At 67.1% G+C, this 18140-nt stretch carries 16 protein-coding genes and 1 tRNA gene; 7 read left to right on the forward strand and 10 right to left on the reverse strand.

The genetic code is table 11. From position 1 onward, the window contains the following. The first annotated feature begins 18 nt into the window (after positions 1–18). The 6 genes from AC1Q7F_RS17460 (at position 19) to AC1Q7F_RS17485 (ending at position 6589) form a co-directional block, all read left to right on the forward strand. On the forward strand, positions 19–1023 hold the full coding sequence (locus AC1Q7F_RS17460) for a TauD/TfdA family dioxygenase (protein ID WP_492509133.1): 1005 nt from the start codon (positions 19–21) through the stop codon (positions 1021–1023). A gap of 46 nt (positions 1024–1069) precedes the next feature. Next, on the forward strand, positions 1070–2692 hold the full coding sequence (locus AC1Q7F_RS17465) for a cyclic peptide export ABC transporter (RefSeq protein WP_492509135.1): 1623 nt from the start codon (positions 1070–1072) through the stop codon (positions 2690–2692). After that, entirely contained in the window at positions 2689–4392 is a 1704-nt protein-coding gene (locus AC1Q7F_RS17470; RefSeq protein WP_492509137.1) for a cyclic peptide export ABC transporter, read from the forward strand. Before AC1Q7F_RS17465 ends, AC1Q7F_RS17470 begins: the two co-directional genes overlap by 4 nt. A 212-nt stretch (positions 4393–4604) precedes the next feature. Continuing rightward, positions 4605–5201, forward strand: coding sequence for a YcjF family protein (locus tag AC1Q7F_RS17475; protein ID WP_492509139.1), 597 nt, complete (start codon positions 4605–4607; stop codon positions 5199–5201). 98 nt (positions 5202–5299) lie between these two features. Further along, positions 5300–5485, forward strand: a complete 186-nt coding sequence (locus AC1Q7F_RS17480) for a hypothetical protein (RefSeq protein WP_492509141.1) — start codon at positions 5300–5302, stop codon at positions 5483–5485. Between the two features lie 6 nt (positions 5486–5491). Continuing rightward, complete coding sequence (locus AC1Q7F_RS17485) at positions 5492–6589, forward strand: prohibitin family protein (protein ID WP_492509143.1); 1098 nt, start codon at positions 5492–5494, stop codon at positions 6587–6589. 54 nt (positions 6590–6643) lie between these two features. On the opposite strand, the gene AC1Q7F_RS17490 is transcribed toward AC1Q7F_RS17485, so the two are convergent. From AC1Q7F_RS17490 to nth, 4 genes are all read right to left on the reverse strand, one after another. Next, positions 6644–6720, reverse strand: a tRNA-Arg gene (locus AC1Q7F_RS17490). 86 nt (positions 6721–6806) lie between these two features. Next, the gene (locus AC1Q7F_RS17495) at positions 6807–9752 is read right to left on the reverse strand and encodes a methyl-accepting chemotaxis protein (protein ID WP_492509145.1); all 2946 of its coding nucleotides are present in this window, start codon (positions 9750–9752) and stop codon (positions 6807–6809) included. A 257-nt stretch (positions 9753–10009) separates the two neighbouring features. Continuing rightward, positions 10010–11176 carry a radical SAM family heme chaperone HemW gene (gene hemW / locus AC1Q7F_RS17500; protein ID WP_492509147.1) on the reverse strand — a complete coding sequence of 389 codons (1167 nt, stop codon included), beginning with the start codon at positions 11174–11176 and terminating at the stop codon, positions 10010–10012. Positions 11177–11189: 13 nt separating this feature from the next. After that, positions 11190–11825, reverse strand: coding sequence for an endonuclease III (nth, locus tag AC1Q7F_RS17505; RefSeq protein WP_492509149.1), 636 nt, complete (start codon positions 11823–11825; stop codon positions 11190–11192). Between the two features lie 108 nt (positions 11826–11933). Here nth and AC1Q7F_RS17510 point away from each other — a divergent pair, with 108 nt between their 5' ends. Then, a complete protein-coding gene (locus AC1Q7F_RS17510) occupies positions 11934–12428 on the forward strand; it encodes a DUF2244 domain-containing protein (RefSeq protein WP_492509151.1) in 495 nt (164 codons plus the stop codon). On the opposite strand, the gene AC1Q7F_RS17515 is transcribed toward AC1Q7F_RS17510, so the two are convergent. The 6 genes from AC1Q7F_RS17515 to AC1Q7F_RS17540 all read right to left on the reverse strand — a co-directional run bounded on the left by AC1Q7F_RS17515 (position 12421) and on the right by AC1Q7F_RS17540 (position 17935). Further along, positions 12421–12897, reverse strand: coding sequence for a universal stress protein (locus tag AC1Q7F_RS17515; protein WP_492509153.1), 477 nt, complete (start codon positions 12895–12897; stop codon positions 12421–12423). The genes AC1Q7F_RS17510 and AC1Q7F_RS17515 overlap by 8 nt on opposite strands. 20 nt (positions 12898–12917) lie before the next feature. Next, positions 12918–13679 carry a TIGR02186 family protein gene (locus AC1Q7F_RS17520; protein ID WP_492509155.1) on the reverse strand — a complete coding sequence of 254 codons (762 nt, stop codon included), beginning with the start codon at positions 13677–13679 and terminating at the stop codon, positions 12918–12920. Next, positions 13676–14593: a sulfite exporter TauE/SafE family protein gene (locus tag AC1Q7F_RS17525; protein WP_492509157.1), complete on the reverse strand. Its 918-nt coding sequence runs from the start codon at positions 14591–14593 to the stop codon at positions 13676–13678. The genes AC1Q7F_RS17520 and AC1Q7F_RS17525 overlap by 4 nt, the downstream gene beginning before the upstream one ends. 223 nt (positions 14594–14816) lie before the next feature. After that, positions 14817–15425: a pyroglutamyl-peptidase I gene (locus AC1Q7F_RS17530; RefSeq protein WP_492509159.1), complete on the reverse strand. Its 609-nt coding sequence runs from the start codon at positions 15423–15425 to the stop codon at positions 14817–14819. A gap of 6 nt (positions 15426–15431) precedes the next feature. Then, positions 15432–16796 (reverse strand): hypothetical protein, encoded by a 1365-nt coding sequence (locus AC1Q7F_RS17535; protein WP_492509160.1) that lies wholly within the window; start codon positions 16794–16796, stop codon positions 15432–15434. After that, entirely contained in the window at positions 16793–17935 is a 1143-nt protein-coding gene (locus AC1Q7F_RS17540) for a hypothetical protein (RefSeq protein ID WP_492509162.1), read from the reverse strand. The genes AC1Q7F_RS17535 and AC1Q7F_RS17540 overlap by 4 nt, the downstream gene beginning before the upstream one ends. Between the last annotated feature and the right edge of the window lie 205 nt (positions 17936–18140).

Genomic DNA, 18140 nt, shown 5'->3' on the forward strand with positions numbered 1-18140 from the left:
ATGTCGAAGGTGAACGCCATGTCGATGCCAACCAGACTGTTGACCCACCTGCGCGATCTTGGTCCCCGTACCGGGGAGTTCGCCGTTGCCCCCATCGAGCGCACCCAGGTAGACGCCGCTTTGGCGGTGCTGGCCGACCATTACGGCGGGCAGGTGGACCCCGCGACACTGGTGCCGCCGGAACGGGAAAGTACCTTGCGTGCCGATCTGGCGACCCGTGCCCCCTACCTGTCCGATCTGGCGGCCGAGCTGCGCGACCGGCTGGAGGGCGATTACAGCGCCGTGGTGGTTCCCCGGCTGGGCCTGGACGGGCTGCCGGTGCCCACGCGGTCGGCGCTGATGTTCGCGCTATCGGCCAGCCTGGGCCTGCCCACGGCCACCGACAAGGTGGATCGACGCGTCGTCTGGGATGTGAAGGTGCGGGAGGAGAAAGTGAAGAACAACAGCGTTTCCACCTTCTCCGAACATCCGTTCGAGGCGGACCTGCATACCGACACGCAGTATTTCGCCCGGCCCGAACGCTACATGATGCTGTATTTCATTGTGCCGGCTGCGTGCGGCGGTGGCATTTCCACCTCACGCGACCTGGGCTGCCTGCGCGACGCGCTGTCGGCCAGCGATGACGGGCGCTGGGCCATGGAATATCTGACGGGACGCGACCTTCCTTTCCGCATCCCGGCCGTGTTCACGGAGACGGGCACGGCCGACAAGGTGGAGGTCACCTTCGCCCCCATTTTCGGTGCACGGCCGGCCGTGCGCTTCCGCACCGACACGCTGCGCAAGGGGCTGGAACTTTATCCCGAATACGACACTGCGGAGTTGCGCCGGGCCCTGTCCATCCTGAATGCGGAGGTAGGCAGGCAGGAGAAGCTGGTCAGCGTCCATATGCCGGCCGACGGGCTGCAGGTGCTGAACAACCACGAGGCCTTGCATGGCCGCAGCCCCTTCGCCGACTATAAGCGCCATGTGCTGCGCATCCGGGTGGCGGAAACCGCGCTGCCCGGCCTGGACAAGGCGGCCTGATCCGATGAACCTTCTGCGCCTTCTGGGACGATTGGGGCCGCGGCCGATGCGCCGGCTGCTGCTGGCGGCCGCCGGGTCGGCGCTGAGCAGTACCATCGTGCTGGCCATCGTCAACGCGGCCGCCCAGAACATCGCGGCCCAGAAGGCGGATTTCGTCGATCTGCCCCTGGGTCTGGCGTTCGTCGCGGCACTGGGCGGGTTCTGGTTGTGCCAGGTCCGGTTGGTGCGCCGCATGGCCACCGACCTGGAGGAGGTGGTGGACGGTCTGCGCCTGCGCCTGCTGGACCGGGTGCGCCATGCCGACCTGTTGAAGCTGGAGAAATTCGGCCAGACGCCGCTGTTCGAGAGCATCAGCCAGGCCAGCCAGACCATTTCCCAGAACTCGCAGTTCCTGGCCCTGACCCTGCAATCGATGCTGCTGACGCTGGCCATCCTGGTCTATGTGGCGCTGATCAATGGTCTGGCCTTCATGCTGATCGGCGGGCTGCTGGCGCTGGGCACCTGGGCCTATATCCGCCTGGGGCGGGAGCTGCAGGCGCAGCAGAAGCGGTTGATGGCGGAGGAGGCGGAACTGTTCGAGGGGGTGTCGGACCTGTTCGACGGCTTCAAGGAACAGCGCCTGAACGCCGCGCGCAGCGATGGCCTGAACGAGGCTTTCGCCGACGCGTCGGCCCGTACCGTTGCCGCACGCAATGTCGTGCACATGCATAGCTGGCAGCAATTCATCTTCGGGGAGATGGCCTTCAACCTGATGCTGGGCCTGGTGATCTTCGTGGCGCCGGTCTATGCCAAGGGCTTCAGCACCCAGATGGCGCAGGTGGCGGCGGCCGTGCTGTTCATGTCGGCGCCGGTCTTCGGCCTGATGCAGTCGCTGGCCATCATGAGTGCGGCCGAGGCCGCCGCCGGCCGCATGCTGGAACTGGAACCGCAACTGGCGGTACTGGCGGAGACGGGCAGCGATGGGTCGGGACAGCCCCTGCCCGCCGATTTCCGTGAACTGACCATGGAGGGGGTGTCCTTCACCTTTCCTGCCCGTGACGGGGAGGCGGGTTTCGCCGTGGGTCCCTTCGACCTGACCCTGCGGCGGGGCGAGGTGGTGTTCATCACCGGTGGCAACGGGTCCGGCAAATCCACCTTCGTAAAGCTGCTGACGGGACTTTACCGGCCCTCATCCGGCCGGCTGTCACTGGATGGGGTGGCTGTGGGGACCGACCGGCTGGCGGCATGGCGGGAGAACATGGCGACGGTGTTCGCCGATTTCCATCTGTTCGCCCGGCTCTATGGCACGCCGCATCCCGATGCGGACGAGGCCGACCGGCTGATGTCCTGGCTGGAGATGGAGAAGGTGACAGAACTGCGGGTTGACCGGTTCGGGCGGCGCGACCTGTCGGCCGGGCAGCGCAAGCGCCTGGGACTGGTGGCGGCCCTGCTGGAGGGCAAGCCGATCCTGATCCTGGATGAATGGGCCGCCGACCAGGACCCGCATTTCCGGCATAAATTCTATCGCGAGATCGTCCCGGCCCTGAAGGAACGCGGCCTGACCATCATCGCCGTCACCCATGATGACCATTATTTCGACGTGGCCGACCGCCGCCTGCATATGGAGGAAGGGCGCCTGTCCGAACTGCCGGTACCGCCGCCATTCGCCGGGCAGGGGGTGGCCGCATGATCCGCTCCCCCCTCAATTCCAATCTGGCGCGCGTCATCCTGCGGGAAATCCCGGAGAATTTGCGGCTGGTCACCTGGATGAACGTGCTGTCGGCCGTCACCACCGCCACTCTGTTGTGGCTGGTGCAGGCGGCGACGGTGGCGACGCAGGCCGAGGGGCAACCCGGCCTGCGGCTGGTGCTGATGTATGTCGTCACCATCACCCTGTTCGGGATCAGCCACAATGTCACCCTGATCACCGCCTCCCACGATGCGGAACGGCTGATCCACGGGTTCCGGCTGCGCCTGTTCGATGCCGTGCGCCGGTCGGATCTGGTGACGGTGGAGAAGATCGGCCGCGCGGCGCTGAATGGCGTGCTGGTGCAGGATACACAGGCGCTGGGCAGCATCCTGCCGCTGCTGGTGATCGGGGTGCAGCAGGCGGTGATGCTGCTGTTCCTGGCCTTCTACCTCACCTGGCTGTCGCCGGTGGCCAGCATCATGGCCTTCGGATTCGCCGGTCTGGCCGTGGCCGTGCGCTATGCCCGCATGCACGGGTTCCGCAAGCAATTGCAGGAGAATGCCGCGGCGGAGGCGGCCGTGTTCGATGGCTTGACCGACCTGCTGCGCGGCTTCAAGGAAGTACGGATGAGCCGGGGCCGCGCCGACGCGCTGGTGGAGGCCATCGGCCGTGCGTCCGCCCGGGCCTGTCGCGTCAACATCGCCACCAAGACCCAGTGGGGACGCAATTTCTCCCTGATCGAGGTGATGTTCTATACGCTGATCGGGCTGATGGTCTTCGCCGTGCCCCTGCTGACCACGGATTTCCACAATGTGGTGGTGCCGGCAACGACGGCCGCCCTGTTCATCGTGGGCCCGGTCAGCACCGTGTCCTTCGTCACGCCCATGCTGACCCAGGCGGAAATGGCGCTGGCCAATATCGAGGGCATGGAAGGGCGCCTGCGCGAGGCGGCGTCGCGTTCCGGCCAGACGGCGGTGAATGCCGATGCGGACGGGACGGGCTTCGCCGATCCCGGTCGCATCGCCCTGTCGGGGGCCGGCTTTGCCTATCGCGATGACAGCGGCAACCCGCTGTTCAGTGTCGGGCCGCTGGACGCGGAGTTCCGGGCGGGTGAGATCAGTTTCATCACCGGCGGCAACGGGTCGGGCAAATCCACCATGCTGCGTCTGCTGACCGGGCTGATGCCGCTGGACCAGGGGGCGCTGCTGGTCGATGGCCGGCCGGTGCCGGCCGGCCGGATGCAGGAATGGCGCGACAATATCTCGGCCATCTTTTCCGACTATCACCTGTCCCGCCGGCTTTACGGCGTGGGGGACGTGACGGACGAACAGGTGGCGCCGCTGCTGGAACGGCTGGAGATGCGGGACAAGGTGTCCATCATCAATGGCTGCTTCAGCACGACCAGCCTGTCCACCGGCCAGCGCAAGCGCCTGGCCCTGGTGGTGGCGTGGCTGGAGGATAAGAAGGTCATCGTGCTGGATGAATGGGCCGCCGACCAGGACCCGCATTTCCGCAAGATTTTCTATGAGGAACTGCTGCCGGAGCTGCGGGCGCGGGGCAAGATCGTCATCTGCGTCACCCATGACGACCGCTGGTTCCACCTGGCCGACCGCGCCTACCACATGAATGAGGGCAGGCTGGAACGGGCGGGTCATCGCCCGCTGTCCGCGCATCCGCCGGATAAGGGCGAGGCGGCGTGATCAGAACGTCAAGTTGTTAATTTTATTGTTAATTGGACTGTCGAGAAAGGTTTTGACTATGACCAGACCATTGGTTAGCCCATTGTTCGGTATCGCTGGCCGGAAAAGGCTGCCTTCCAGCGCGGACCGTCGATCAGGGGCCGAGAACAGGGCCGGTATCCATGCCGGGTACGGGCCTGCTGCCACCCACGTTCTTACTGGAGCGCACTGACATGGTAACCAAGAAGGACCAGACCGATCCGGCCGTCGACCCCGTGGTCGCGACCGATCCCGCCACCGCCCAGGCCTTTGCCGAGGCCAATGCGGCTGCGGCCGCCGACAATTCCGACCTGGACGCGGCGCGTGCCGCCCATGCCGCCACCATCATCCGCAACCATGTCCTGGCCGGGGCCGCCACCGTCGTGGTGCCCATCGCCCTGCTGGACAGTGCCGCCCTGGCCGGCGTGCAGCTGAACCTGGTGCGCGAGCTGGCCAAGGTCTATGGCCAGGATTTCCGCGCCGATCTGGTGCGCCCGGCCATCGCCACCCTGTTCGCCACCATCGCGCCCAAGGCCGTGGCCAGCACGGGGCTCAGCGCCCTGGTGGCCAGCATCCCGGTGATCGGCACCGCCTATCGCTGGGTGGCCCTGCCGGGCTTCAACGCCGCCTTCACCTATGCGGTGGGCAAGGTGTTCCAGCAGCATTTCGCGTCGGGCGGCACCTTCCTGACCTTCGATACGGAGAAGGTGAAGGAATATTTCGTGAGCCAGTACAACAAGGTGCGCGGCAAGAAGGCGGATGAACCCGCCGCCCCCGCCGCTGCGGCCTGATTGCGCAACCGGCATCGGGACAGGGGGTCCGGCATTGCCGGCTTCCCTGTCCTGCGGCACAGTATCGTCTTCGCGTTGGCGATGAAGGTCAAAACCCCATGTTGCTGATCGTCCTTATCATCTATGGGCTGGCCTGCGCGGTGTGCGGCTTCATGGGCCGCAAGTCCGCCTTCGGCTTCATCGGGCATTTCCTGCTGGCGATCTTCATCACGCCCCTCATCTCCTTCGTCATCCAGGCCATCACCCGGCCGGGAACGCATTACAAGATCCAAGGGCGGGACTGACCCGCGATGACCGACGCCACGCTGGCGCCCGCCAACACCCAACGTCTTCCCCTCCGGCGGCGCCTGCATGCCTGGGCGAAGGAACGCGCCGTCTCGCTCTATGCCCTGGTGCTGACCTTCCTGCTGGCGCTGCTGGCGGTTGCCCCGCAGATGGTGGTGGAGGTGCCGGCGGGGTCGGTCGGCGTGCTGTGGCTGCGGTTCCTGGGCGGCACCATGACCGAGCATGTGTTGGCGGAAGGGGCCCACCTGATCCCGCCCTGGGACAAGGTGACCCTCTATGATGTCCGCCTGCGCAGTTTCGTGCGCGAGTATGAGGCGGTGGCCGCCAATGGTCTGGCCATCAAGGTGGAGGTGGCGCTGCGGTACCGCGTCCACCCCACGGCCGCCGGCCTGTTGCACAAGCTGGCGGGCCCAGACTATGTGGAAACCCTGGTCCAGCCGGAAATCGCCAGCCTGCTGTACAAGTTCGTCTCCCGCCATTCGCCGGAGAATTTCTATTCGGTGAACCGGGAGGAGATACAGGATTTCCTCAAACAGCAGGCCAAGATCGACTTCCCCGTCGGCAATGACCGTGACAGCGACGGCAATCCGCTGCGCATGCCTTTGATCCATGTCGATGACGTGCTGGTCTCCGGTGTCACCCTGCCGCTGACGGTCCGTCAGGCCATCGAGCGCAAGGCGGAGCAGGAGCAGGTGATGCAGGAATATGAATTCCGCATCGCGCGGGAGGAGAAGGAAAAGGAACGCAAGCGCATCGAGGCGGAGGGTATCCGCCAGTTCCAGGACATCGTGGCCCGTACCATCACCCCGGAATATCTGCGCCTGCGCGGGATCGAGGCGACGCAGAGCTTCGCCACCTCCACCAATGCCAAGACCATCATCATCGGTGGGCGCGACGGGCTGCCCGTGATCTTGAACACCGGCGACGATGCCACGCCCGGCGTGCCGCCGGCGGCGGCCGCTCCCACGCCGGGCCCGCGTGCGGGTGCTGCGCCCGCCGCTGCGACACCGGCCCCCGTCAATGTGCCAACATCCACGCCGCGCCCGGCGGCGATTGATGCTGCACAAGTCAACCGGCCGGCACCAACAGCGCCAACACCCTGAAGAGGGCGACAGCCATCCGGGGCCGATTATTCATAGCAGATCGGGGGATGAGCGTGGCGCGCCCGGCAGGACTCGAACCTGCTGCCTCCAGTTTAGGAAACCGGCGCTCTATCCTGATGAGCTACGGACGCCAACCACGCCCCCCATATAGCGGCATTCGCCGAAGGACGAAAGCCCCCACGCGCGGGCCGAATGCGCATGGGGGCGGTGCCGATCATCAGCCGCGATAGGCCAGGCGCAGATTGCCCCAGCGACGGTTGTTGACAGTGATCGGCACGTCCACCTCCTTCAGGCGCACCACCTGTCCGCCGCCCATGTCGCGCATATAGGCCTGGATCAGGAAGGGACGGCTGTTGCGGCTGGCGGCCAGGCCGGCGCTGTCCTCGTAAAGCCGGCGGTTGCGGCAATGGGCCAGGTTCCAGTCGCGCTGGCCGGGGCGCGGCGCTTCCGACACGCGAGCATTGTGGGTGGGCAGATAGCCGACGCCATTGACGGCGGCGCAGAACTGGATGCGCGGGTCCCGGGCCAGGACCGGTTCCTGGATGGCGGGGAACAGGGCATCGGTCAGGGCGGTGAAGGGGGCGATGTATTGTTCCGGGTCGGAGCCCTGGATGCGCTCCAGTTCGGTGGAGAACAGGTCCGCCGCGTCGATCCGGCCCGCCCGCAGGGCATCGGCCAGGGCCGATCCCAGTTTAGCCGCCGTATCCTGGGCCAAGGTGACGAATGTCGATTCGGCGTTGATCAACCGTTGGACATATTGTTCCAGCGCCTGCTGTTTCTCACTCTCGGGCTCGAACATCACGTGCAGGCCCAGCTCGCTCTTGCCGACCATCTGGCCGGCGATGGTCCCCACCTCCGGCAGGATGATGGTCAGGGCTTGCCCTTCCTGGCTGGAAAGCCCTTCCGTGCGGGCCAGCAGGGCGCCGTCCACCGACAGGTCCAGCAGCCTTGTGTCGTGCCGTGCGCCGCCCGACTGGACCGTGACCTGCAGGTCGGTCGGAATGCGGTCATTACCACGACGGTCGCCGGCCACCGACTGGCGCAGCGTGGTCAGCAGGCGGTTGCGCAGGGCGCCGACGGCGCGCTGGGTCTCCTCCACCCTGGCCTGCATGTCGGTGGCGACCGCGTTCGCCGCGTCGATATCGCCGCTGACGCGGGCGACGCTGTCGGAGACCTGGCTGGCGCCGCCGGCCGATTCCTCGGCATTGCGCCCGATCTCGGCACTGGCGGCGGATTGTTCCTCCACGGCCGCGGCCGTGGCCGTGGCGGTGTGGTTGATCTCCTCCACCACATCGATGACGGCACGGATGCCCTCGACGCTGCCTGCCACGGCCTGACGCACGGCGTCGATGCGGCGCGCGATATCCTCCGTGGCGCTGCGTGTCTGGGTGGACAGGCTTTTCACCTCCGACGCGACGACGGCGAAGCCCTTGCCGGCCTCTCCCGCCCGCGCCGCCTCGATCGTGGCGTTCAGCGCCAGCAGGTTGGTCTGGGCCGCGATCTCCGCGATCAGCCCGACCACGGCCTGGATTTCGCCCGTTGCGTCCGCCATGCGCACCACCGCCGCCTGGGCGTCACGGGCGCTGGCCACGGCGCGAGCCACGACCTGGCCGGACAGGGCGGCCTGGCGGGCGATCTCCGTGCCGGTGGCGCCCAGTTCCTCCGTGGCGGCGGCCACGTTCTGGGCATTGGCGGAGGTCTGTTCGGCTACCGTCGCCAGCACCACCGCCTGTTCGCGCACCGACACCATCGACCCGGACAGCGTGCCCATGCCATTGACGACGCGCTGGCAGCTCTGTTCCACCCCCTGCCAGGTGGCGATCAGGTCGGTCTCGATAGCCTGACAGGTCGCCAGCAGGCGCATGCGCGTCTCGGTCTTAGACCGGGCATCGCGGATGCGCTGTTCCTCCTTGCCAAAGGCCAGTTTTGCGCGCGTGGCCCGCAGTTCGGTAAAGGCGTCGCGGAATTCCGGGGCGGCGGGCAGGTCGATGCGGTAATCCAGATGCGCACCGGCGATGGCGGCGAAGGCGCTGGCCATGCTGTCCAGCGGCCGGCGGACGGTGCGCAGCAGCCAAAGGGCGGCGGCGATGGTCAGGGCGACGCCCAGCACCCCGGCGCCCAGCATCACCAGGAACAGAAAATCACGCTCCGCCGTGCCGGCAGCCATGAATTCAGGGCCATGGGCCAGCTGACGTTCGGTCAGCTGGCTGATCACGTCGCCGACCGGGTCGATGGTCTGGTACAGCCTTTCCTTGACCAGCAGATCCAGGGCAGCCCGATCCTGGGCCCGCAAGGCCCGCAGCAGGTCATCCACCGTCCGGTCGGCGGCGTTGATCAGGGGGGTGACCTTGGCGACATTCTCCCGTTCCTCGGCGTCCAGCCCTGCGGCGGTGAAGGCGGACCACTCGCGCCCGATATCGGCCTTGGCCTTCTCGATCGATCCGATGCCCTGCTCCCAGGTGAAATTGCCGTTGCGCACCTTGTGCGAGGCATCGACGATGAACACGGCATAGGCGTCCGACACGGTCTTCAACCGCCGCATATGCATCACGGCCTCTTCATTCAGGGCGACGATGCGCTGTTCCTCATGTCGGATGCCCGTCATGCCGATAGTGCCGATCAGCGCCTGCAGCACCAGCATCAGCGCGAAGGCCAGGGCCAGGCGGCCGCGGACCGAACTGAACCAGCGACGGGCGGTGGCGCGCCAGCCGATCTGTTCCACATCGCCCTGCCGGATCGCCAGATGCTGGGCGCGGCCGGTGCGGATATCGGTATAGAGCGCGGCGGCGGCGGCGATGTCGGCGCGGGCCGGCTTTGTGCGGATGGAAATATAGCCGACGATCTCGCCATCCTCCAGCAGGGGCGTGACGTTGGCGCGGACCCAGTAATGGTCGCCATTCTTGCTGCGGTTCTTGACCAGCCCTTCCCAGGGTTGCCCCTGTTTCACCGTGGCCCAGAGATCGGCGAAGGCCTCCTTCGGCATGTCCGGGTGGCGGACCAGATTGTGCGATGCGCCCAGCAACTCCTGCTCGCTATAGCCGCTGATGGCGACGAAGGCGTCGTTGACGAAGGTGATGCGCCCGCCTGTATCCGTCTTGGACACCAGCAAGTCGCCGTCATTCATCAGGATTTCGCGATTTGTCACCGGCCCGTTATCACGCATCTTTGGTCTGTCCATGCTGTACCGACCCCTGCGCGGCGCACAATGATTTGTTCACCGAAGCATTTGCCGATGGATTTAATTTCCGTGATGGATACAGGAAACTGCCCGATGGACGATCTGACTGTTTCCAGTACTTCCATATGATTTGACCAATATTTAACAGCGAAGATGGAAACATATATACCCAACTTCCTATCCAGCCGGATAGGAAGTTAGTTCAGAAAATCATTTCATCAAGTGCACGTATGATCTGGTGATCAACCCAGCAGGCTGGCCAGCACGGCGTTCAGCCGCTCGCGCCCGTCCATCGTGGCGGCCAGCACGTCGCCGCGCCGTTCCAGCATGCCGTGGCGCATCAGGCTGTCCAGGCGGGCCGGATCGATCCAGGCGTCCAGGGGCTTTCCCGTCTCCGCCTCGATACGCGCCAGCGGCACGCCCTCCGACAGGCGCAGGCCCATCATCAGCATCTCGGTCAGCCGGTCCGGTTCCGCTACGCCTTCCAACGGCTTGGCACCGGTGCCGGCGGACAGGGTGCGCTCCAGCCAGATTTCCGGGGCGCGATGGGTGCGGGTGGCCATCTTTCCCTGGCCGGGCAGGGTCAGGCGGCCATGGGCGCCCGGCCCGATGCCGACATAGTCGCCATAGCGCCAATAGGTCAAATTGTGCCGGCTTTCCTCACCGGGCCGCGCATGGTTGGACACCTCGTATGCCGGCAGGCCGGCAGCGTTCAGCACCTCCTGCGTGGCGGCATAAAGGTCGCCCTGCAGCTCCTCCGCCGGCAGGACCAGTTCGCCGCGCGCATGCAAGGTGTGGAACTGCGTGCCTTCCTCGATGGTCAGCTGATAGAGCGACAGGTGGCCCACGGCATGGTCCAGGGCACGGCTCAGTTCCTCCCGCCATGCCGCCACGGTCTGGCCGGGACGGGCATAGATCAGGTCGAAGCTGTAGCGGGGGAAGATGTCGCGGGCCAGGCCAATGGCGGTCAGTGCCTCAACGGCCGAATGCCGGCGGCCCAGTGCCTTCAGATCGGCTTCGTTCAGGGCCTGGATACCCAGGCTGACGCGGTTGACGCCGGCGGCGCGGAAGGCGCGGAACTTGTCCGCCTCCACGCTGGTGGGATTGGCCTCCAGCGTCACCTCCGTCCCGGCCGGCAGGCCCCAGCGCGCATCGGCGCGGCGAAGGATGGCTTCCACCGTGGAGGGCGGCATCAGCGACGGGGTGCCGCCACCGAAAAATACCGAGGTCAGCTGGCGGCCCGGCGTCAGGTCGGCGAAATGATCCAGCTCGCGCAACATCGCCTCGGCCCAGCGCGGCTGGTCGACCTTTTCCCGGACATGGGAATTGAAGTCGCAGTACGGGCATTTGGACGCGCAGAACGGCCAATGCACATACAGCGCGAAACCCGGATCGGGCGGGGTACTCATCAACTTGTGGTTCCTATTCCAGCACCTTCGCCTCAAACCCGCAAAGATCACGGACGATACAGACAGGGCAATCCGGCTTGCGCGCCTTGCAGACATAACGCCCGTGCAGGATCAGCCAATGATGGGCGTTCAGCTGCCATTTCTTCGGCACGCGCTTCAGCAAGCCCTGTTCGACCTCCACCACATCCTTGCCGGGCGCCAGGCCGGTGCGATTCGACACGCGGAAGATATGGGTATCCACGGCGATGGTCGGCTGCCCGAAGGCGGTGTTCAGCACGACATTCGCCGTCTTGCGCCCCACGCCGGGCAGTTCCTCCAGGTCTTCCCGCCGCTGCGGCACCTCTCCGCCATGCTTGGCCAGCAGGATTTCCGACAGCCGGATGGTGTTGGCGGCCTTGTTCTTATAAAGGCCGATGGTCTTGATATGGTCACGCACCACCGCCTCGCCCAGGGCCACCATGGCGGCCGGGTTGTCGGCCTTGGCGAACAGGGCCTTCGTCGCCTTGTTCACGCCGACATCGGTGGCCTGGGCCGACAGCACCACGGCCACCAGCAGGGTGTAGGGGTTGGAATATTCCAGCTCCGTCTTCGGCTCCGGATTGGCCTGCGACAGGCGGTGGAAGAACTCGTCGATGGCGGCGCGCTTCACGGGTGGGGCAATCCGACAGGGGAGGATGCCCCTACCATAGGGGCCGGGACAGCCTGTCGCAATCGCCCTGCCTTGCCGGGCTCTCCCGCCCGTCCTATCGTCCTGGTCATGAATGATGCGGCCGCCCCATCACCGGACGGCACGGTCCTGTTCCGGGCCGTGATCCATCCCCATCGCAGCCTGAGCCCGGCCGGGTTCCGGCGGCTGATCTGGTGTGTGGGGGCGTTGAGCCTGGCCACGGGCCTTGGCTTCTATCTGTCGGGGGCCTGGCCGGTCATCGGCTTCATGGGTGTGGACGTGGCACTGCTCTATTGGGCGTTCAAGGCTAGCTATCGCAGCGGCCATGCGCGCGAGACGGTGGAACTGACCGACCGGGCGCTGACGGTGGAGCGGGTGGACCCCGCCAACCGTCGCCAGCGCTGGACCTTGCCGCCCGGCTGGCTGCGGGTGCATCTGGATGAGCCGCTGCGGCCCGGCAGCCAGATCACGTTGACCAGCCATGGCAGGCAGCTGGTGGTGGGCGGTTACCTGTCGCCCGACGAACGCCGGGATTTCGCCGACGCCCTGCGTGCGGCGCTGGAACGCTGGCGGGGGCTCAGGTAATCGCGTCCAGCTGATCGTCGGACAGATAGCCCGGCACGACGGTGACGGGGATGGACAGGGCACCCGCCATCTGTCCCACCACATAGCTGATCAGGGGCCCCGGCCCACCGCGGCCCGTGCCGGATGCCAGCACCAGGATGGAGATGCTGGGTTCCTCCTGAATCAGCTTCATCAGCTGCTCGCTGGCCTGGCCGTCGCGGATATAGAGCATGGGCATGGTGCCGGCGATATCCACCACCTCCTTGGCCAGCCGCTGCATCAGCTGCTCCGCCTCCTCCCGCTGCTCCTGCTTCATCAGCTCTTCGATGGCACCCCAATGCTGAAGCTCGCTGGGCGGGATGACATGCAGCAGGGCCACCTTGCCGCCGGTGGTGCGGGCGCGGCGGGCGGCGTAATGCAGGGCGACGGTCATCTCCTCCGTCTCGTCCACGACGACCAGGAAGATGCGGGTCTTGTCGGTCTGGGTCATGGGTACCCCCGAAGCCATTGTCATGTTTTGCGGAATATGATGCCGGCCAGCCAGCCCGAGGTGACGGCCAGCATGATGCCCAGGATGGCGTAGAACACCGACTGGCGCTGCGCGAACTCGAACACGTTGGCGGAAAAGCCGATCTTGGAGACCAGCAGCGGCGTGGTCTGGGCGCTGACCACGTCGCCGTCGCGGATCAGGAAGACCGACGCGGTATAGGTGCCCGTGGCCACGTTGGCCGGAAAGAAGATGCGGGTACGGAACAGGCGCTGCCCCAGGAATGACACCTCCCCCACCTCCGTCGTGTACAGCCCGGCCCGCTGCTTGTTGCGGATCAATGCTGCCCGGAACTCGGCCAGCTTCTCCGGCGTCAGCTTGGCCTTCTCCGGCAGCAGGCGGATATAGTCCAGGCCGATCTCATGCCGTTGCAGCACCATCGGCGGCACCACCCCGTCCAGCGGTGCGGTCAGCGCGACATTGTAATAGGCCGGCACGCGGGCGAACGCCACATCCTCCGTATTCATCCAGATGCCGGCCACCCGCTCCTTGCGGCGTACCGTCACCTCCGCCTCCGGGCCCTGCACCACCACGGCCACGTCGCCGTCGCCATCCACGGCGCCGAACAGCACCACATCGGTGCCGGTGAAGCCGGTGGTGATGGCGATCAGGTGGCTGGACAGGTCGGCCACCAGCGACTGTGCCCAGGCCGGCCTTGATGCCTGCCACAGGCAGAAGCCGGCCAGGACCAGCGACACCGCTGCAAGCCCGCGCCGCGCCCTCATGTCAGCACCGGCAGGGTGATGGAAAAGACATCCTCCGGCCGGACGATCAGGTCCACGGCCAGCTTCACCGCCACGGCCAGCACCATCATGGCCAGCAGGGCGCGGGCCTGTTCGCCGCGCAGCTTGGCCCCGGCGCGGGTGCCGAACTGCGCCCCGATCACCGCCCCGACCAGCAGCAGCAGGGCCAGGACGATATCCACCGTCTGGTTGGTCACCGCCTGCAGGAACGCCGCCAGACCGGTGGTGAAGATGATCTGGAACAGCGACGTGCCGGCCACCAGCGCCGTCGGCATGCCCAGGATATAGATCATCGCCGGCACCAGCAGGAAGCCGCCGCCAATGCCCATGATCGCCACCAGCACCCCGCCGATGAAGCCGATCAGGGCCGGCAGCAAGGCCGAGATATAGAGCCGCGACCGGGGGAAGCGCATCTTGAAGGGCAGGCCATGCAGCCAGGTATGGTGGTGCAGCTTGGAGCGCATCGGCGCCCCGCGCCCCTTGACGATGGCCCGCACGCTTTCGGTCAGCATCAGCGCGCTGACCGTGCCCAGGAACAGTACATAAGACAGCGAGATCACCAGATCGATATGGCCCAGCCGCTGCAGCAGCCCGAACAGCCAGACGCCCAGGCCGGTGCCCACGGCACCGCCCGCCAGCATGACGGCGCCCAGCTTCACATCGACATTGTTGCGCCGCCAATGGGCCAGCACGCCGGAGACCGACGCGCCGACCAGCTGATTGGCCTGGGTGCCCACCGCCACGGCCGGCGGCACGCCGATGAAGATCAGCAGCGGCGTCATCAGGAAGCCGCCGCCCACGCCGAACAGGCCCGACAGGAACCCGACCCCGCCGCCCAGGATCAGGATCAACAGGGCGTTGACCGAGATTTCAGCGATGGGAAGATAAATCTGCATGGTTCCGGAAGGTCCCGGACTGGGAGCGGGGGGTGGTCACCCATCGTATCGGCTTTCGCCTGTGCAACCAAGCAAATGCAGAGCGCTGAGGGAGCAATTCGGAGTTGGTCGTAACCGGACTCCGGTCCTGTGCAACATCATGCAACAGAAAATCGGGGGTGTTTCAGAGGCAAGGGGACCGGAACTCCGACTGTGCCAGTGTCAGGGCTAAAGGATAAAAATCCTACAGCATTGCTGCAACACGCGCCAGAATGATCCGCGCCGCCTGTTCCAGCCGGTCGGGTTCCATGCCCGTACGGTGACCCCGGTCCTCCGGCTTCACGCCGTCGGGAAAGGGCGGCACATGGATGAAGCCGGCTTGTATATCGGGATACGCGTGGCGCATGCCGAAGAACAGGTGGTTGCAGATATAGCCGCCGGCATCGCGGCTGGTCTTCACCGCAAAGCCGCCCGCTTCCAGATCATCGATGATGGCGTCCAGGGGCAGGGAGGACCAGTAGCCCATGGGACCCGCGGCATCGATAGGCTGGTTGCGGCGGACCATGCCGTCATTGTCGGGGGCCGTGGCATCGTCCAGGTTCAGCGCCAGCCGTTCCGGGCGGATCACGTCCGTGTCATAGGCCAAGCCGAACATGATGACGGCATCGGGCCGGTGGGCCGCCACCGCGTCGCGCAGGGCCGGCATCGCCCCGGTGAAGGTGACGGGCAGGCGCACGCCGGTGATGGTCGCACCCGCCACCATTGCCCCGTCCAGCCGTTCGGCCAGCCAGGCGGTGGGGTTGACGGCATGGCCCAGGAAAGGGGCAAAGCCGGTGACCAGCAGCCGTGCCATGGAGGGTCAGAGCCCCAGATCGGTCAGCGCGGCCATCAGGTCCCGGGGCTGGGCGAAGCCGCCATGGGCGGACTGGTCCGGCGCACCGACGACCAGCAGCCGCTCCGTGGCCGCCGACACGCCCAGGCGGGCGCCATAGGCCAGCATGTCGTCGCGCGACGGCAGCTTGTCGATGCTGCCATGGCCATAGACCAGCAGCGGCAGCACCTTGGTGCCCGGCTGCTGCTGTTCGACCAGGGCTGTGGCGGCCAGCAGGGCGCGCCAGCAGGGGGTGCGCAGCGAAGCCGGCTTGTCGCCATCGATGGCGGCCGCCATCTCCGCCCCTTCCGCCCCCAGCGTCCAGGTGCGGCCGCACAGATCCTCGGTGGCCAGCAGGGCGGTGATCGGCGTGGCGCCGCGCACGGCGCTGGCCACGGCCATGATGCCCGACCCCTTGGCCACCTGCGGCGACCGCGTGGTCTGGTCAAAGGTGCGGGCCAGCGTGGTCAGCACCGCCTCCACCGTCTGGGCCAGGGCCTTGTCGCCCGCCGGCAGCGACAGCCGGTGCCAGGCGCCGAAGACCAGGGCAGCGATGTCTGGCTGGGCCGGTGCGGCGGGCACGGTGACCGCGGCGGCGGGTGGGGCCGCCGGCTCCGGCCGGTTCTCCAGCGCCGTCAGGCGGCGTTCCAGGTCAGCCAGGGCTTGGCCGCTGGCCGGGCTGGGCCGGTTTTCCAGGGCGGACAGGCGGCGCGACAGATCCACCAGGGCCGGGCCATGGTCGATCACGGTGCTGTCCATCGCCGGCGCGTCACCGCCGGGCTTGCGGATGTCGCTGCGGATGTCGCGGACATCCAGTTGCAGGTCGCGCACGGCACCGACGACGCGCAGAATGCTTTCATGCACCTGGCCGATGATGGCCTCGAACTGGTCATGGCCGACGAAGCCGCCCGTGGGCAGAGGCAGGTTGGGCACCTCCCCCTGGGCCATGGTCTGGCGGGCCGCGGCGATCCAGCTTTCCAGCCCGGCCACGCGGTTCAGCAGCTCCGCCGCCGATTTCGAAACGCGATCCAGCTCCTCCGGATAGCGGGTCACCTGCTGGCTGACCACACCGGTCAGATGGGCCAGGCGTTCGCGCAGCTCCTGGATGCTTTGCCCCAGGGCATTGATCTTCATCGTTTCCGGCAGCTGGACCACGGCCGAATGCATGGCCGCCAGATCGGAGCGGAAATCGCGCAGACGGGAGCCGACATGCAGGGCCAGGTCGCGGACGATGGTTTCCGCATAGTCGAACGCGTCGACGCTATCCTGCACTTCCCCGGTCAGGGGTGCGCCTGTGGCCCCCGTCTCCACCGGCTTGCGCGCGTCGGTGGTGTCGCTGGACGGCATGCTCATGGGGCGGCCTCGCTGGAGGAGAGTGTGTCGTTCAAGGATGCCAACAGGCGGGCCCGGCGCGCCTCCGCATCCTCACGCCCCAGACGGGGCACGGACGGGGTGGGGGCGGGCGGTTCGGGTGCCGGGGCGGGGCGGGGTGGCGGTTCCGCCGCCTTCGCCGGTTCCGGTACCCTGGGTTCCGGCGCCTTCGGCATGAAGGCCTTGGCTTCCGGTGCCTTGGGTTCGGGGAGCTTTGGCTGTTCCACCGGTCTGGGTTCGGGCGGCCTGGCCAATGGCGGTGCCAGCCTTGCCTCGGGCTCCGGCAGCTTCACCTCCGTCGGACGGGCCTCCGCCTTGGGGGCGGGCTCCGGTGCCGGCGTCACGGGTTCCGCCGCCGACAGGGGCGGCAGGGTCACGGAAACGGCCGTAAGGGGCGGGGCCGCAACGGGGGGCACGGCCGGCAGCCGCGGGGGCGGGGCGGGCGGCGGCGATTGCGGGCGGGACGGGGCCGGCGGAATGGGCCGGTTGCCCATCGGCGGGGCCGTGGTCAGGCTGGGTCCACCGGGGGCGGGCGGGGTTGGATTGGCCGGGCCCAGACTGGGGGCCGCCGGCGACGCGCCCCCCTCGGCCGTGCGCGACTGGAGCGAGGTCAGTGGCGGCAGGATCGGGCCCTTGGGCGCCAGCGGGTTGACCCGGTTCACCGGCTCGGGAATGGCGCCACCGGCCAGATCGGTCAGCAGCTTGCGCAGTGCCGCCGCCTTGGCGCCCTTCAAGGTCTCGCTGCGGGCCTGGGCGCGCTGGATCAGCCCGGGTTCGGCCGACAATTGCAGGAAATTCACCTGGTCGGCCGTCAGGCTTTCCAGGCGCCAGGCCAGATCGTCCAACTGGTCATGGCCATCCACGAATCGGGTCAGCGACTCGATCGTGCCCGTCACCACGGTGGCGTCGCGCACAGCGCGGGACGAGAAGACGGGGCTCTTGCCCGGTCCGCCCGAAAATGGCGGCATCTCGGGACCGGGCGGCGTCGGCTCGGGCTCGCCCGCGGCGTCCACCGGGGGAGGGGCATCGACAGCCGCCTCCTCCACCGGGGGCGGGGGAACGGGGGTGCGGACCGGTTCGGGGGACTGGCCGGTCAGGCGACGAAGAAAGGAGCCTAGCATCGCGTACTCCGCCATCCCCGGGGCGGGGACGGGACCAAAACGCCAGCTGCCCGCGAGGCGCGGGCCGCACCCGGGAAACCGGCTGGCATAAAGCATTCGATCCGCATGGTCCGGGCAAACTCCGACCAGAACATTCTTTTGACATTATCGTTAGCACGTCCCATGCCGCCGACGCAATTTCGCTGCGGATCAAGATACTAGGCGT

This window comes from Niveispirillum sp. GW835-FHT14G11 (assembly GCF_058793615.1).

Excerpts from the sequence above, each read along its gene's own strand:
- AC1Q7F_RS17460 (WP_492509133.1), top strand. The coding sequence starts at position 19 with ATGTCGATGCCAACCAGACTGTTGACCCACCTGCGCGATCTTGGTCCC.
- AC1Q7F_RS17465 (WP_492509135.1), top strand. The coding sequence starts at position 1,070 with ATGCGCCGGCTGCTGCTGGCGGCCGCCGGGTCGGCGCTGAGCAGTACC.
- AC1Q7F_RS17470 (WP_492509137.1), top strand. The coding sequence starts at position 2,689 with ATGATCCGCTCCCCCCTCAATTCCAATCTGGCGCGCGTCATCCTGCGG.
- AC1Q7F_RS17475 (WP_492509139.1), top strand. The coding sequence starts at position 4,605 with ATGGTAACCAAGAAGGACCAGACCGATCCGGCCGTCGACCCCGTGGTC.
- AC1Q7F_RS17480 (WP_492509141.1), top strand. The coding sequence starts at position 5,300 with ATGTTGCTGATCGTCCTTATCATCTATGGGCTGGCCTGCGCGGTGTGC.
- AC1Q7F_RS17485 (WP_492509143.1), top strand. The coding sequence starts at position 5,492 with ATGACCGACGCCACGCTGGCGCCCGCCAACACCCAACGTCTTCCCCTC.
- AC1Q7F_RS17495 (WP_492509145.1), bottom strand. The coding sequence starts at position 9,752 with ATGCGTGATAACGGGCCGGTGACAAATCGCGAAATCCTGATGAATGAC.
- hemW (WP_492509147.1), bottom strand. The coding sequence starts at position 11,176 with ATGAGTACCCCGCCCGATCCGGGTTTCGCGCTGTATGTGCATTGGCCG.
- AC1Q7F_RS17510 (WP_492509151.1), top strand. The coding sequence starts at position 11,934 with ATGAATGATGCGGCCGCCCCATCACCGGACGGCACGGTCCTGTTCCGG.
- AC1Q7F_RS17515 (WP_492509153.1), bottom strand. The coding sequence starts at position 12,897 with ATGACCCAGACCGACAAGACCCGCATCTTCCTGGTCGTCGTGGACGAG.
- AC1Q7F_RS17520 (WP_492509155.1), bottom strand. The coding sequence starts at position 13,679 with ATGAGGGCGCGGCGCGGGCTTGCAGCGGTGTCGCTGGTCCTGGCCGGC.
- AC1Q7F_RS17525 (WP_492509157.1), bottom strand. The coding sequence starts at position 14,593 with ATGCAGATTTATCTTCCCATCGCTGAAATCTCGGTCAACGCCCTGTTG.
- AC1Q7F_RS17530 (WP_492509159.1), bottom strand. The coding sequence starts at position 15,425 with ATGGCACGGCTGCTGGTCACCGGCTTTGCCCCTTTCCTGGGCCATGCC.
- AC1Q7F_RS17535 (WP_492509160.1), bottom strand. The coding sequence starts at position 16,796 with ATGAGCATGCCGTCCAGCGACACCACCGACGCGCGCAAGCCGGTGGAG.
- AC1Q7F_RS17540 (WP_492509162.1), bottom strand. The coding sequence starts at position 17,935 with ATGCTAGGCTCCTTTCTTCGTCGCCTGACCGGCCAGTCCCCCGAACCG.